Genomic DNA, 12,412 nt, shown 5'->3' with positions numbered 1-12,412 from the left:
GGATCTCGCCGTGGCCGGTTTGCGGGGAGTCTTCGCCGGGTTCGGCAAGAGCCGGGCGTTCGCGGTGCTGGGGCGGGCGCTCGTGCCCGCCGACCGGGTGCTGCTGCGGATCAGCGGTGGCCGGGTCGGCGTCGGCGCGGCGGTCGGGCTGCGGACGCTGCTGCTCACGACGATCGGGCGGCGCAGCGGCGAGCCGCGGCAGGTGCCGCTGCTCTACGTCGAGCGGGCCGGCGGGTACGTCGTGATCGGCTCGAACTGGGGCGGCGAGGCCCACCCGGCCTGGTCGGCGAACCTGCTGGCGCAGCCGAAGGCGACGATCGGTGTGCACGGGCGCAGCATCGACGTCACCGGACGGCTCCTGACCGGGGACGAGCGCCAGGAGATGTGGGACGCGGTGGCGGGGTACTGGCCCGCGTACGACCGTTACGCCGTGCGGGCCGGGCACCGCGAAATCCGCGTCTTCCTGCTGGAGCCGGTCAGTCGATGAGATCGGTGTGCCGGATCCGGTACACCTGCAGCCGCAGGTTGTAGTACTTGTCGGTCTCGCCGACCCACTGCATGCCGAGCCGCTTGGCGACCGCGATCGCCCGCGTGTTGTTCGGCCGCGCGACGGCGAACAGCTCTTCGGTGTCCTGGGTGAAGGCCCACTCGATCAGCGCGGTGGCCGCCTCGGACGCGTACCCCTTGCCCCAGACGCCGGGGCTGAGCTGCCAGCTCAGTTCGAGGTCCTCTTCGAACGGCGGCAGCAGCCGGATGCCGAGGCCGCCGATCACCGCGCCGTCCTCCTTGCGCTCGATGGCCCACCGGCCCCGCGGTGGCGGCAGGTTCGGCTGGGATTCCTGCCAGGCGTGCAGGACCGCGCGCATCGCGCCGATGTCGCCGACGCGGTCCATGGCCGGGGTCAGCCAGTGCGTGACGTCTTCCGCGCCGTAGATCTCGAACGCGGCTTCGGCGTCGTCCACCGTCCAGTCCCGGATCACGAGCCGGTCGGTGCTCAACGGGGTCTCCATACCAGGACGCTACGCCGGGAGGTCGCCGATTGTTCCCGCCCGAAAGTGCTCAGAAGATGAGCACTTCACCGCGGACGATGAGGGCATGGAGAAGATCGAAGGGGCACTGGAGGTTTCCTCGGCCGCGGAGTGGCGGGCATGGCTGGCGGCGCCGGGCGAGACGTCGGTGTGGCTGGTGATCCGGCGCAAGGGGAGCGCGGTGCCGGGGGTGCGGATCCACGAGGCGATGGAGCAGGCGCTGTGTTTCGGGTGGATCGACAGCAAGGCGCTGCGGCGTGACGCCGAGAGCACCTACCTGTGTTTCACGCCGCGCAAGCCGGGGAGTACGTGGAGCCGGGTCAACCGGGAGCGGGTTTCGCGGCTGAGCGCGGCGGGCCTGATGGCTCCGGCCGGGCAGGCGATGGTGGACCTCGCGCGGCGGACCGGGACCTGGGACGTGCTCGCCGAGGCACAGGACGGCGTGGTGCCGGCGGATTTGCGGGGTGCCTTCGCGGGGGAGGCCGTGGCTTGGCGGTGCTTCGAGGCGTTTCCGCCGTCGTCGCGGAGGTTGATTTTGGAGTGGATCGCAAAGGCCAAGCGCCCGGAGACCAGGCGGCGCCGCATCGCGACGACGGTCGAGCTGGCCCGGGAGAACCGCCGGGCCGCCCACCCGAAGGCGGCTTAGCTGGTCGATGGGTGCCGGATCGGTGGGCCGGTGGACTGGTGGCCGCACGGCGGGCGCGCCGCCGAGCCTGGCCTGGCCGGGCCTGGCCGGGCCTGGCCGGGCCTGGCCGAGCCGGGCTGGGCGGCCGGGCTGGGCGCGGCCGCCGGGCCACGCTGGGCGCCGGGCAGGGCTGCCGAGCCGAGCGGCGGCTGGCGAACCGGGCCGCTTAGCTGAGCCGGGCCGCGAACCCTGCCAAGCCAAGCCGGGAATTGTGCCGCTCGTGCGCCGAACCCGGCCTACAGTCAAGCCGTGGACGACATGCACCCCCTCCTGGCCCGCGCCGCCGAACTCGCCGCCGATTTCCGCGGCACTCTCGCGGATCGGCCCGTTGCCCCGGCCGTCGACCACGCCGCCCTGCGGTCCGCCTTCGGTGGCCCGCTCCCGCCGCACCCCACGCCACCGTCCGAAGTGCTCGAACAGCTCGCCCGGGCCGCCGGACCCGGGCTCGTCGGCACCGCCGGGCCGCGGTTCTTCGGGTTCGTCATCGGCGGTGCCCTCCCGGCCGCCACCGCCGCCGACGTCCTCGCCGCCGGCTGGGACCAGAACGGCTTCAACGCCGTCCTTTCGCCCGCCGCGGCCGCCGCCGAAGATGTGGCCGGCGGATGGCTCAAGGAACTGCTCGGCCTCCCCGCCGGCGCCTCCACCGGGTTCGTCACCGGCGGGCAGGCCGCGAACACCGCCGGCCTCGCCGCCGCCCGGCACCACGTGCTCGCCGAAGCCGGCTGGGACGTCGAACGCGACGGGCTCGCCGGTGCCCCGCGCGTCCGCGTCGTCGCCAGTGAAGAACGGCATGCCACCGTCGATCGCGCCCTGCGGCTGCTCGGCTTCGGCACCCGGGTCGTCGAACCGGTCAAAGCCGGTCCGCAGGGCGCCATCGACGTCGAAGACCTCCGAAGGGTGTGCGCGGCCGGGACCGGGCCACTGATCGTCTGCCTGCAGGCGGGGAACGTGAACACCGGCGCGTGCGACGACCTGCGCGCCGCCCGGGAAGCCGCGGGCGGCGCCTGGATCCACGTCGACGGTGCCTTCGGGCTGTGGGCCGCCGCCAATCCGGAAACCCGCGGACTCCTCGACGGCGTCGAACTCGCCGATTCCTGGGCCTGCGACGGGCACAAGTGGCTGAACGTGCCGTACGACTCGGGCTTCGTCTTCTGCGCCCGCCCGGACGTCCACGCCGCGGCGATCGCCTACCGGGCTGCCTACCTCACCGGCGCCGGCGAGGTGTCCGGCATGGGCGACCTGACCTTGGAGTCGTCGCGCCGCGCCCGCGGCTTCGCGGTCTGGGCGGCGGTGCGCGAGCTGGGCCGTGACGGCGTCGCCGAGCTCGTCGGCCGCTGCTGCCGGCTGGCCCGCCGCTTCGCCGGAAAACTCGCCGACGGCGGTGCCGAGATCGCCAACGACGTCGTCCTCAACCAGGTTCTCGTGTCCTTCGGCGGGGACACCGACGCCCTCATCCGGAAGGTCCAGGACGACGGCACCTGCTGGCTGGGCGGCACCACCTGGCGCGGCCGCCGGTACCTGCGGATCTCGGTTTCCGGCTGGTCGACGACGGAAGCCGACGTCGACCGCAGTGCCGCGGCGATCCTGCGCCTGGCCGGTCAATGCGCCGGTCAGTGACCTTCGCGCACCGAGAGCGAGTCCGTCCGCCAGGCGATTTCCTTCTCGCCGCCCGTCGGCCAGCTCGACGACAGCCGGCGGCGGACGCTGCCCAGCGCGCCCAGCTCGGCCAGGTCGACGCGGGGGCCCTGCGCCGCCAGCGTGGACACCTCGGCGGTGGTGAGCGGGACGAAGTCGAAGTACTGCGCGTCTTCGCCGCCGGAGGAGTCGACGAACTCGGTGAAGATCGCGGCGAACGTCTGGCCGCACTCCGGGCACCGGCGCAGCGAGATGCTGAAGTGCGACCGCTCGACGAGGCGATGGGTCTTGTTCAGCCGGGTCGTGCAGAACGCCAGCGCGGTCAGGGCGTCTTCGCCGGAACAGCGGGCGCAGCCGAACTCGGTCATCGGCCGATCATCGCACGCGTGAATCCGGACCCGGCTGCGGAGGTACACCGAAACCCGCTGACCACACGATTCCCTCTGGTCCGCAGTGGTCTGGACCTGTTAGCCTCGGCACGTCCGCCTGTCCGGCCGGTGAGGAGAATCCCGTGCTCCGCATGAGAAAACGCATCGCCCTCGTCGCGCTCGCCCTCGCCGGTGCATCGGTCGTCGCGCCGCCCGCGGAGGCCGGGCAGGCTCAGAGCAAGGTGATGGCCTACTTCGCCGACTGGGACGTCTATGCCCGCGGCTACCACGTCAAGGACATCGAGACGTCCGGGTCGGCCGCGAAATTGACCCACGTCAACTACGCGTTCGGCAACGTGACGGACGGCGGCTGCGCGGTCGGCGACCCGTGGGCCGACCACGACATGCCCTACGACGCCGCCACGAGCGTCGGCGGCCAGGCCGACAGCACCGAACCGGGGGCGCTGCACGGCAGCTTCAACCAGCTCCGCCAGCTCAAGAAGCTGCACCCGAAGCTCAAGGTGCTGTGGTCCTTCGGCGGCTGGACCTGGTCGGCGGGGTTCACCGAGGCGGCGAAGAACCCGGCCGCGTTCGCGGACTCCTGCTACAACCTGGTCAACGACCCGCGCTGGGCGGGCGTCTTCGACGGCATCGACGTCGACTGGGAGTACCCGAACGCCTGCGGCAGCACCTGCGACACGAGCGGGCCGAAGGCGTTCACCGGGCTGGTCAAGGCGCTGCGCGCGAAGTTCGGGCGCCAGCTGGTGACCGCCGCGATCACCGCGGACGGCTCGAAGGACGGCAAGATCGACGCCACCGAGTACGGCGCCGCGAGCCGGTACCTCGACTGGTACAACGTGATGACCTACGACTACTTCGTCGCCGGCGCCAGTCCGAACGGGCCGACCGCGCCGCACTCGCCGCTGCGCGCCTACCCGGGCCTCCCGACCGCCGGGTTCTACGCCGACGCGGCCATCCAGAAGCTGCGCCGCCAGGGCGTGCCGTCGTCGAAGATGTTGCTGGGCCTCGGGTTCTACGGCCGCGGCTGGGACGGTGTCACGCAGAAGCAGCCGGGCGGCACGGCCACCGGCCCGGCGCCCGGCACCTACGAAGCGGGTGTCGAGGACTACAAGGTCCTCAAGACCAAGTGCCCGGCCGACGGCCGCGTCGCGGGCACGGCGTACGCGAAGTGCGGTTCGCAGTGGTGGAGCTACGACACGCCCGAGACGGCGTCGGCCAAGGCCGGTTACGCGAAGTCGCAGGGCCTCGGCGGCGTGTTCGCCTGGGAGCTGTCCGGTGACACGGCGAACGCCGAGCTGCTGCGGGCCATCGCGGGCCGCTGCTGAACCCCCGAGCTGGAGGGCCCGGGCGCGAGCCGCGTCCGGGCCCTTCGTCCACTTAGGAGCGAACGGGAAACCCGTGCCGCCGGGCGCCGAGCACCACGGCGAGCACCGGCAGCAGGAGCACGAGCAGCGTCCAGGGGAACGCCACCGGCCCGGCCGCGTCGAGCAGGACCCCGCCGGCCACCCCGCCCGCGGCCATCGCGGCGTTCCACAGCGTGACCAGCATGGCCTGCGCGTTGTCCGCCGCTTCGCCGCCGGCGTTCCCGGCCGCCGTCTGCAGCAGTGTCGGGACGCCGCCCCAGCCGAGTCCCCACAGCGCCACGGCGACGTAGACCAGCGCCGGGCTGCCGGCGAACACCGCCAGCAGCGTCGCGGCCACCGCGACGCCGACGGTGCTGAGCACCATCAGCGTCCGCAGTGCCCGGTCGATCCGGGCGCCGACGACGCCGATGCCTGCCATCGACGCGACCCCGAAGACCAGCAGGACCACGTCCACCGCGCCGCCCATCCCGGCGTGCCCGAGGAAGGCGGCGACGTAGGTGTAGAGCACGGTGTGCGCCAGCACGAACCCGAGCGTCACGGCGAGCACGGGCAGGACACCGGGGACGGCGAGCGTGCGCAGGACCGGTGCCCGGCCGGCCGGCTGCCCCGGCTGGTCCGGAACCGCCGTCGCGATCCAGGCGAGCAGCAGGACCGCGATCGCCGACATCACGCCGAACGCCCAGCGCCAGCCGAGCAGGCCGCCGAGGAACGTCCCGGCCGGGATGCCGAGCGACAGCGCCAGCGGGATGCCGGCCATCACGATCGCGATGGCTTTGCCCTGGTGGTCCGGGACGAGCCGGCGCGCGTAGCCGGCGAGCAGCGCCCAGACGACGCCCGCGGCCACCCCGGCGACGAAGCGCGCCACCATCGTCAGCGCGTAGTCCGGGGACAGCGTCGTGACGGTGTTGGCCACGGCGAACCCGGCGACCCCGGTGAGCAGCAAGCGTTTGCGGGACCAGTTCGCGGTGGCGGCGGACAGCGGGATCGCGGTGAGCGCGGTGCCGAGCGCGTAGATCGTCACGGCCTGGCCGGCCGCGGACTCGCCGACGCCGAGGCCGGCGCTCATCCCGGGCAGCACGCCGGCGGGCAGCGCCTCGGTGAGCACGGTGACGAACGCGGCGGTGGTCAGGGCGAGCAGGGCGGTCAGGGGCAGCGCGCGGGTGCGGAGGTCCGTCATGCCGCTATGCTCAAACCCTCACATTGATGTGAAGGTCTACCCCGGCGAATGTGAGGTGGCACACATGCGGATCGGCGAGCTCGCGGAGCGCACGGGCACGTCCCGCCGGCTCCTCCGGTACTACGAGGAACAGGGCCTGATCATCGCCGGCCGCGGCCCGAACGGCTATCGCGATTACGACGAGCCGTCGGTCGACCGGGTGATCCAGGTCCGCGGCCTGCTCGACGCCGGCCTGCCGACCCGGATCATCAAGCAGATCCTGCCCTGCCTGGACAAACCCCGGACGATCTACTTCCCGGACGCGACCCCGGAGATGATCGCGACACTGGAGGCGGAGCGCGACCGGATGACCAGGCGAGCGGAATGCCTGCTGCGCAACCGCGACGCGATCGGCGAGTACCTGGCCGCGGTCCGCGAGTACGACCCGGCCGGCCGATGACGGACGACGGCCCCGGCGGCGACTGGATCCTGGAACCGGTGCCCTGGCGGGAGATCGCCGCCTCGGTGGCGGACGCGGACGAGCCGCTGATCGGCGCGTCGTGGCGGGGCACTCCGGTCGCCGTCGTCGCGCCGAAGGTGATCGAGGAGTGGGCCGCGGCGACGCGGGCCGCGTTCTTCCCTACCCCGGACCGCAACGCGCAGGTCGTCGACGTCCCGGCGACGCTCGAAGCCGAGGGCGTCACCGGCCTGCTGCCGCCGAACGCGCTCGTCGTCAAGAACTGCGCGGGGATCCAGCTGGGCAACGGGAACTCCCAGACGAACATCCACAGGTTCCGGGTCGAGGACGTCCGGAGCACCCTCGACAAGAGCCTGGCCCGCAAGCTCGCGGCCGGGGTGGTGCAGGTAAGGGACTTCAACCACCAGCGCAACGTCCTCCGGCACGTGGTCACAGGCCCGGAGATCCCGCTCGGCGACGTCGGCCGCGCGGTGGTGGACAAGCTCCGCGAGGGCGAGCTCGACGCGGCCGGGCGGGAACTGCACAAGGTGGTGGTGAAGTCCAGCGCGCGCACGTCGACGTGCTCGCGGATCTTCTGCTCGTTGCCCTCGCCGTACGCCGAAGTGATCGTGTCCTCGAGCTCCCGGCCGAGGTGGCGGAGCCCGCGCTGCCCGAGGTCGCCGAGGAGGAACCGGTGGACCTCGAGCCGCCGGAGCCCGCCGTGCCGCCAGTGCCGCCACCGCCGCCACCGGCCGTCGAGCCGCCCGGACCCGCCCGTCCCTTCCGGAGCTTCTTCTAGCTCACCAGCGGCGGGACGGGTCGATCACGTGGACGGCCGCTTCCTCCGCCGAAGCCGCGCCGCCGTCGATGCCGGCGTCCGAGGCGTACAGCTCTTCGTCGCTGTCTTCGCCGAAGCCTTCGTCCGTCGCGACCAGGCGGCCCGCGCGGACGTCGCCGACCTCGTCGTCGACCAGCTCGCCGTCGGTGTCCTCGGTGTCGCCCAGTCCGTCGTCGTCGAGGTCGTCGGCCAGGTCGGGGACCTCGCGGGCGAGCCGGCCCGCCCAGCTTTCGCCCTCCGCCGTCTCGTGCGCGGTGGTGCCCCAGCCTTCGGTCGCCTGGGCGCGTTCCGGCGGTGAATAACCCTCCGCCAGCTCGTCGCGGTCGTCCAAAGTGTCCTCGGGGTCGAGGATGCCGTTGTCGGCGTTGTCTTCGATGTCGTCGTCCACAGCCCCCATCTTCGCGCAACTCGTTGGCCGCGCCCAGCCCGGGTGATATGACGGTGTCATGCCGATGAGACGCAAGGTGCTCGCCGCGGGACTGGCCGGGGTGTTCGGCGCCGCGCTGTCCGGACGGACGGCCCAGGCCGCGGAAGCCGCGCCGCCCGTGCGGCTGGACCAGCTGAACCTGGTCAACCTGTCGCACGTCAACGACCCCGCCACGACCAACGTCTTCCCCGGGGACCCGGCCTTCGAGCTGAAGACCATCGCCACGATCCCCGACGACGGCTATTACCTGCAGTTCGTCCGCGAAGGCGAGCACACCGGGACGCACTGGGGCGCGCCCGGGCACTTCAACACCGGGGAGCCGCTCGCCGACGACATGGACCCGGCCGACCTGTTCCGGCCCGCCGTGAAGATCGACGTGCGGGCGAAGGCCGCGGCGAACCCGGACTACGCCGTCACGGTCGACGACCTCAAGGCGTGGGAGAAGCACCACGGCCGGATCCCGGACGAGTCCGTGGTCGTGCTGTGGACCGGCTGGGACGCCAAGTGGGGCACCCCGGCCTTCCCGAACACCGGCGCGGACGGCGTGCTGCACCAGCCGGGGTTCTCGATCCCCGCGGTGCAGTGGCTGGTCGACACCGGACGCCTGGGCCGCCGCGGCGGAACGGGGACCGACACGTTCAGCCCGGACGTCGGCACCGACGAGACGTACACGGTGTCCAAGCTGGTCTACCGCCGGCACCGGATCAGCCTGGAGATCCTGGCGAACCTGAAGGCCCTGCCGACGACGGGCGCGTGGGTCCTGGCGGGCGGCCCGATCAACCGCAACGGCGCGGGCTCCACGGCGACGATCTTCGGCGTGCTCCCACCGGGCGTCAGCTGACGCGCTCGGGCGAGGCCGCGCCGGGCCAGCCGGCCGAAAGCGTCGAGAGCCGCAGTGAAGCCAGCCCGGCCGGGCGGCCGAAGCGGTAGCCCTGGGCCGTCGGGCAGCCCGCGCGGGTGACCAGTTCGGCCTGCTCGGCCGTCTCGATGCCCTCCGCGACCACCGCCACCTCCAGGTCCGCGCACAGCCCGACCAGCGACCGGCACAGCGCCGCGTCGCGGTCCGGGCGGACACCCGTCGTCAGCGCGCGGTCCAGCTTGATCAGGTCGACCGGCAGCGCGTGCAGCACCGTCAGCGAGCTGTACCCCGCGCCGAAGTCGTCGAGCGCCACCCGCACGCCCAGGTCCTGCAGGCGGCGGATCGCGGCCGCGCCCGCCGCCAGGTCCGGCACCGGCACCGTCTCGGTGATCTCGACGATCAGGCGTTCGGCCGGCAGGCCGTACCGGTCCAGCGCGGACTCGACGCTCTGCTCCAGCGCGGCGGCCCCCAGCCGGCTCGCGCACACGTTGACGTGCACGGTGAGGTCGATCCCGGCCGCGGTGATCTCGCGGCAGGCCAGGTCCAGCACCAGCGCGTCCAGTTCCGCGCCGAGACCGGCGCCTTCCGCGGCGCGGACGAACGTCTCGGGTGACACCGCGGTGCCGTCCCGCGCGGTCCAGCGGGCCAGCGCCTCCACCGCCACCGGCTGCTCGTCGGCCAGCCGGACGATCGGCTGGTACACCAGGGCGAAGCCGTCCGGGAGACCACCGCCCGCGCGGCGCAGTGCCGACGGGAAGTCGGGCGGCCCGTCCGGCGACGGGTGGTACACGACCGTCGTGTCCTTGCCGAGCCGCTTGCCCGCGTACATCGACGTGTCCGCGCGGCCCAGCAGCACGTCGGCGGTGATCGCCGGCTCGGCCGGGTCCGGCACCACCAGGCCCATGCTCGCGCGGACCGGCACCAGCGTGCCGTGCACCGCGAACGGCCGCCGCAGCGCGCTCTGGATCCGGTCGGCGACGGCCTGCGGGGCGTCGACCTCGCCTTCCAGCAGGATCGCGAACTCGTCACCGCCCAGGCGGGCGACGGTGTCGCCCGCGCGCACGCAGCTCAGCAGCCGCTGGGCGACCGCGTGCAGCAGGACGTCCCCGCCCGCGTGCCCGAACCGGTCGTTGACCTCCTTGAAGTCGTCGAGGTCGACGAAGATCAGCACGAGCGGCCCGTGCCCGCCTTCCGCGCCCTGCTCGACGGCCCGGTCCAGCCGGTCGGCGAACAGCGCGCGGTTGGCCAGCCCGGTCAGCGGGTCGTGGTAGGCCTGGTGGGTCAGCTGCAGCTGGCCCTCGTACACCCGGCGCAGCAGCAACCGGTTGTCCAGCAAGGAAAGCAGCTGCCGGGCCAGCACCAGGAACACCACGAGCGCGCCGACGAACACCTCGACGCCGTCCGGGCCGGCCCCGGCCACGATCTGCACGGTGATCAGCAGCGCGACCGCGGTGACCGGCAGGTACGGCAGCGCCACCTGCCACCAGTCGACGCCGAGCGGCTGGCCCGCGTCGTCACGCCGCCGCGTGCCGGGGGTGACCAGCAGAGCGAAGGCGATGAACAGCGGGCCGAGCACGAACCCCGCGTCCGACCACGGCTTCATGCTTTCCGCGCCGATGCTGACCAGGTAGGCGAACACGCTGTCCGAGCACGCCAGCGCGACGATCCCGACGGCGGCCAGCAGCAGGTTCGCGCGGTACGGGCGGTCCACCCGGTCGAAGACCACCAGCAGCACGGCGACGACCACGACCACCAGGTCCGACAGCGGGTAGGCGATGGCGACGGCCCAGGTCAGCGAGTCCGGCCCGGTGGCCCGGACCACCTGCCCGAGTGCCGCGGTCCAGGTGAGGATGAACAGCGAGCCGGTGACGACGAGCCCGTCGAGCACCACCGCGACACCGAACCACTGGGCCGGCTGCCAGCGTTCGCGCTCCGGCCGGGACCGCGCGTGCGCGAGGACGAAGAGGGCGGCGAGGGCGAACACCGGAAAGCTCAGGTACCCGAGGTCGGCCAGTGACGGCGACGGCAGCCCGCGGCCGTCGATCAGCTGGTACCAGGACCAGACGCACTGGCCGAGCGACCAGCCGGTCATGCCGAGCGCGACCAGCACCCGCCACCACCGCTGGTGCGCGCGGACCCGGCGCGCGACGACGACCCCGCAGATCACCCCGGCGAGCCCGGCGCTCAGCTGCATGGCGTCGTCGACCCAGAGAGCGAAAGTGTCGCCCCAGAAGGCGAAGCCGTTGACCACGACCAGGGCCGCCACGACGAAGACGAGCAGGATGGCGACTGGGTACCGCCGCACTGTCATGGCACCTCACGCGGTCACGCACGCCGGTAGGACCGGCAAACACTACACCGGGTGTGATCACGCACAAGCGCACCGGCACCGCCGCCGGGGGACGGCACTTGCGCCTACGCCGGGCTGCGTACGCGGGTACGGTCGGCGTGGTGATCACGCGCATCCGGGGGTACGCGCTGCCGAGCGGCGAATACGCCGACCTCTACGCCGACGGGGACCGCTGGACGACCGATCCGGTGCCCGGCGCGACCCTGGTGGGCGAAGGCTGGCTGGTGCCCGGCCTGGTCGACGCCCACACCCACCCCGGCGCCGCGGAGCCGGGGCAGCCGATGGACCCCGAGCTGCTCCGGGAGCAGCTGCACCAGCACGTCGACGCCGGGGTCACGCTGATCCGCGCACCCGGGCTGCCGGGCGAACCGCCGCCGTGGTTCGGCGAGGACCCCGACGTGCCGCGGGCCCGGCACGCGGGACCGTGGCTGGCGCAGCACGGACAGTTCTTCGACGGCTGGGGCCGCCGCGCTTCCCATGACGAGCTGCCCGGGCTGGCGGCGGCGCAGGCCGCGCGGACCGGCTGGGCGAAGATCATCGCGGACTGGCGCGTCGGGGATTCCGCGGTGCCGGTGGACGTGCTGCGGGCCGTCGTGCGCGCGGTGCACGCGGCCGGCGGGCGGGTCGCGGTGCACAGCCAGCACCCCGAGGGCGGCGCGGCCGCGGTCGCGGCGGGCGTCGACTCCCTCGAACACGGCATGTGCCTCGACCCCGGCCTGCTGGCGCGGATGGCCGCCCAGGGAACGGCGTTGACCCCGACGCTGTCGGTGATCACCGGAGGCCTGCGGCGCCGGGAACAGCAGCCGGACAGCCCGGCCCGGGCCTGGTACCTGAGCGGTGCGCGGGTCCACGGCGCGCTGACGGCGGCCGCGGCGGAAGCCGGGGTGCGCGTGCTGGCGGGCACGGATTCCCTGCCGCACGGCGGAATCGTCGCGGAGATCCGGGCGCTGGTGGCCGCGGGCGTGCGGCCCCACGACGCGCTGGCGGCGGCGTCGTGGAGCGCGCGGGAGTACCTCGGACTGGGTGGTCTGGAGCCGGGCGCCCCGGCGGACGCGGTGGTCTACGACCGGGATCCCCGGGCGGACCCGGACCAGCTGGCCGACCCGGCGGCGGTGGTGCTGCGCGGCCGGTGCGTGCGACGCCGCGGGTGAGCACGGCGCGGGCGTGTCACAACCGGCCCCCGGGTTTCGTCACCGGGGTGACGAACGCGGACCGAGGGGGAGC

At 73.4% G+C, this 12,412-nt stretch carries 13 protein-coding genes; 8 read left to right on the top strand and 5 right to left on the bottom strand.

The features are described from left to right. Positions 1 to 19 precede the first annotated feature (19 nt). Positions 20 to 487 carry a nitroreductase family deazaflavin-dependent oxidoreductase gene (locus tag ACFVYA_RS23400; RefSeq protein WP_387047893.1) on the top strand — a complete coding sequence of 156 codons (468 nt, stop codon included), beginning with the start codon at positions 20 to 22 and terminating at the stop codon, positions 485 to 487. On the opposite strand, the gene ACFVYA_RS23395 is transcribed toward ACFVYA_RS23400, so the two are convergent. Further along, positions 477 to 1,010: a GNAT family N-acetyltransferase gene (locus ACFVYA_RS23395; RefSeq protein ID WP_387047858.1), complete on the bottom strand. Its 534-nt coding sequence runs from the start codon at positions 1,008 to 1,010 to the stop codon at positions 477 to 479. The two genes, ACFVYA_RS23400 and ACFVYA_RS23395, sit on opposite strands and share 11 nt — an antisense overlap. A gap of 85 nt (positions 1,011 to 1,095) precedes the next feature. Between ACFVYA_RS23395 and ACFVYA_RS23390 the strand changes: the two genes are divergently transcribed. Continuing rightward, a complete protein-coding gene (locus ACFVYA_RS23390; protein WP_387047856.1) occupies positions 1,096 to 1,674 on the top strand; it encodes a YdeI family protein in 579 nt (192 codons plus the stop codon). A gap of 297 nt (positions 1,675 to 1,971) precedes the next feature. Then, entirely contained in the window at positions 1,972 to 3,330 is a 1,359-nt protein-coding gene (locus ACFVYA_RS23385) for a pyridoxal phosphate-dependent decarboxylase family protein (protein ID WP_387047891.1), read from the top strand. On the opposite strand, the gene ACFVYA_RS23380 is transcribed toward ACFVYA_RS23385, so the two are convergent. Then, positions 3,324 to 3,716, bottom strand: coding sequence for a hypothetical protein (locus tag ACFVYA_RS23380; RefSeq protein WP_285985672.1), 393 nt, complete (start codon positions 3,714 to 3,716; stop codon positions 3,324 to 3,326). The genes ACFVYA_RS23385 and ACFVYA_RS23380 overlap by 7 nt on opposite strands. 152 nt (positions 3,717 to 3,868) lie before the next feature. On the opposite strand from ACFVYA_RS23380, the gene ACFVYA_RS23375 reads away from it, so the two are divergent. Beyond that, positions 3,869 to 5,062: a glycoside hydrolase family 18 protein gene (locus ACFVYA_RS23375; protein ID WP_387047854.1), complete on the top strand. Its 1,194-nt coding sequence runs from the start codon at positions 3,869 to 3,871 to the stop codon at positions 5,060 to 5,062. A gap of 52 nt (positions 5,063 to 5,114) precedes the next feature. On the opposite strand, the gene ACFVYA_RS23370 is transcribed toward ACFVYA_RS23375, so the two are convergent. After that, positions 5,115 to 6,278 (bottom strand): MFS transporter, encoded by a 1,164-nt coding sequence (locus tag ACFVYA_RS23370; RefSeq protein ID WP_387047853.1) that lies wholly within the window; start codon positions 6,276 to 6,278, stop codon positions 5,115 to 5,117. A 64-nt stretch (positions 6,279 to 6,342) separates the two neighbouring features. Between ACFVYA_RS23370 and ACFVYA_RS23365 the strand changes: the two genes are divergently transcribed. Further along, positions 6,343 to 6,717, top strand: coding sequence for a MerR family transcriptional regulator (locus tag ACFVYA_RS23365; RefSeq protein WP_285985669.1), 375 nt, complete (start codon positions 6,343 to 6,345; stop codon positions 6,715 to 6,717). Positions 6,718 to 7,294: 577 nt separating this feature from the next. After that, the gene (locus ACFVYA_RS23360) at positions 7,295 to 7,513 is read left to right on the top strand and encodes a hypothetical protein (protein ID WP_387047851.1); all 219 of its coding nucleotides are present in this window, start codon (positions 7,295 to 7,297) and stop codon (positions 7,511 to 7,513) included. 1 nt (position 7,514) lies between these two features. Here ACFVYA_RS23360 and ACFVYA_RS23355 read toward each other — a convergent pair whose 3' ends face one another. Next, positions 7,515 to 7,940, bottom strand: a complete 426-nt coding sequence (locus ACFVYA_RS23355) for a DUF5709 domain-containing protein (protein WP_013229272.1) — start codon at positions 7,938 to 7,940, stop codon at positions 7,515 to 7,517. A gap of 58 nt (positions 7,941 to 7,998) precedes the next feature. Between ACFVYA_RS23355 and ACFVYA_RS23350 the strand changes: the two genes are divergently transcribed. Next, a complete protein-coding gene (locus ACFVYA_RS23350; protein ID WP_387047849.1) occupies positions 7,999 to 8,820 on the top strand; it encodes a cyclase family protein in 822 nt (273 codons plus the stop codon). Here ACFVYA_RS23350 and ACFVYA_RS23345 read toward each other — a convergent pair. After that, positions 8,813 to 11,149, bottom strand: a complete 2,337-nt coding sequence (locus ACFVYA_RS23345) for a putative bifunctional diguanylate cyclase/phosphodiesterase (protein ID WP_387047847.1) — start codon at positions 11,147 to 11,149, stop codon at positions 8,813 to 8,815. The genes ACFVYA_RS23350 and ACFVYA_RS23345 overlap by 8 nt on opposite strands. Positions 11,150 to 11,289: 140 nt before the next feature. On the opposite strand from ACFVYA_RS23345, the gene ACFVYA_RS23340 reads away from it, so the two are divergent. After that, positions 11,290 to 12,339, top strand: coding sequence for an amidohydrolase family protein (locus ACFVYA_RS23340; RefSeq protein ID WP_285985665.1), 1,050 nt, complete (start codon positions 11,290 to 11,292; stop codon positions 12,337 to 12,339). Positions 12,340 to 12,412: the final 73 nt, after the last annotated feature.

Source organism: Amycolatopsis sp. NPDC058278 (genome assembly GCF_042881395.1).
Taxonomy (GTDB): domain Bacteria; phylum Actinomycetota; class Actinomycetes; order Mycobacteriales; family Pseudonocardiaceae; genus Amycolatopsis.
Note: the sequence above shows the minus strand (reverse complement) of the source record. Positions and strands in the feature narration are given on the sequence as shown.

What these genes read in the sequence shown, in the direction of transcription:
- ACFVYA_RS23395 (WP_387047858.1), bottom strand. Translation starts at nt 1,010, where the DNA reads ATGGAGACCCCGTTGAGCACCGACCGGCTCGTGATCCGGGACTGGACG.
- ACFVYA_RS23390 (WP_387047856.1), top strand. Translation starts at nt 1,096, where the DNA reads ATGGAGAAGATCGAAGGGGCACTGGAGGTTTCCTCGGCCGCGGAGTGG.
- ACFVYA_RS23385 (WP_387047891.1), top strand. Translation starts at nt 1,972, where the DNA reads ATGCACCCCCTCCTGGCCCGCGCCGCCGAACTCGCCGCCGATTTCCGC.
- ACFVYA_RS23380 (WP_285985672.1), bottom strand. Translation starts at nt 3,716, where the DNA reads ATGACCGAGTTCGGCTGCGCCCGCTGTTCCGGCGAAGACGCCCTGACC.
- ACFVYA_RS23375 (WP_387047854.1), top strand. Translation starts at nt 3,869, where the DNA reads ATGAGAAAACGCATCGCCCTCGTCGCGCTCGCCCTCGCCGGTGCATCG.
- ACFVYA_RS23370 (WP_387047853.1), bottom strand. Translation starts at nt 6,278, where the DNA reads ATGACGGACCTCCGCACCCGCGCGCTGCCCCTGACCGCCCTGCTCGCC.
- ACFVYA_RS23365 (WP_285985669.1), top strand. Translation starts at nt 6,343, where the DNA reads ATGCGGATCGGCGAGCTCGCGGAGCGCACGGGCACGTCCCGCCGGCTC.
- ACFVYA_RS23350 (WP_387047849.1), top strand. Translation starts at nt 7,999, where the DNA reads ATGCCGATGAGACGCAAGGTGCTCGCCGCGGGACTGGCCGGGGTGTTC.
- ACFVYA_RS23345 (WP_387047847.1), bottom strand. Translation starts at nt 11,149, where the DNA reads ATGACAGTGCGGCGGTACCCAGTCGCCATCCTGCTCGTCTTCGTCGTG.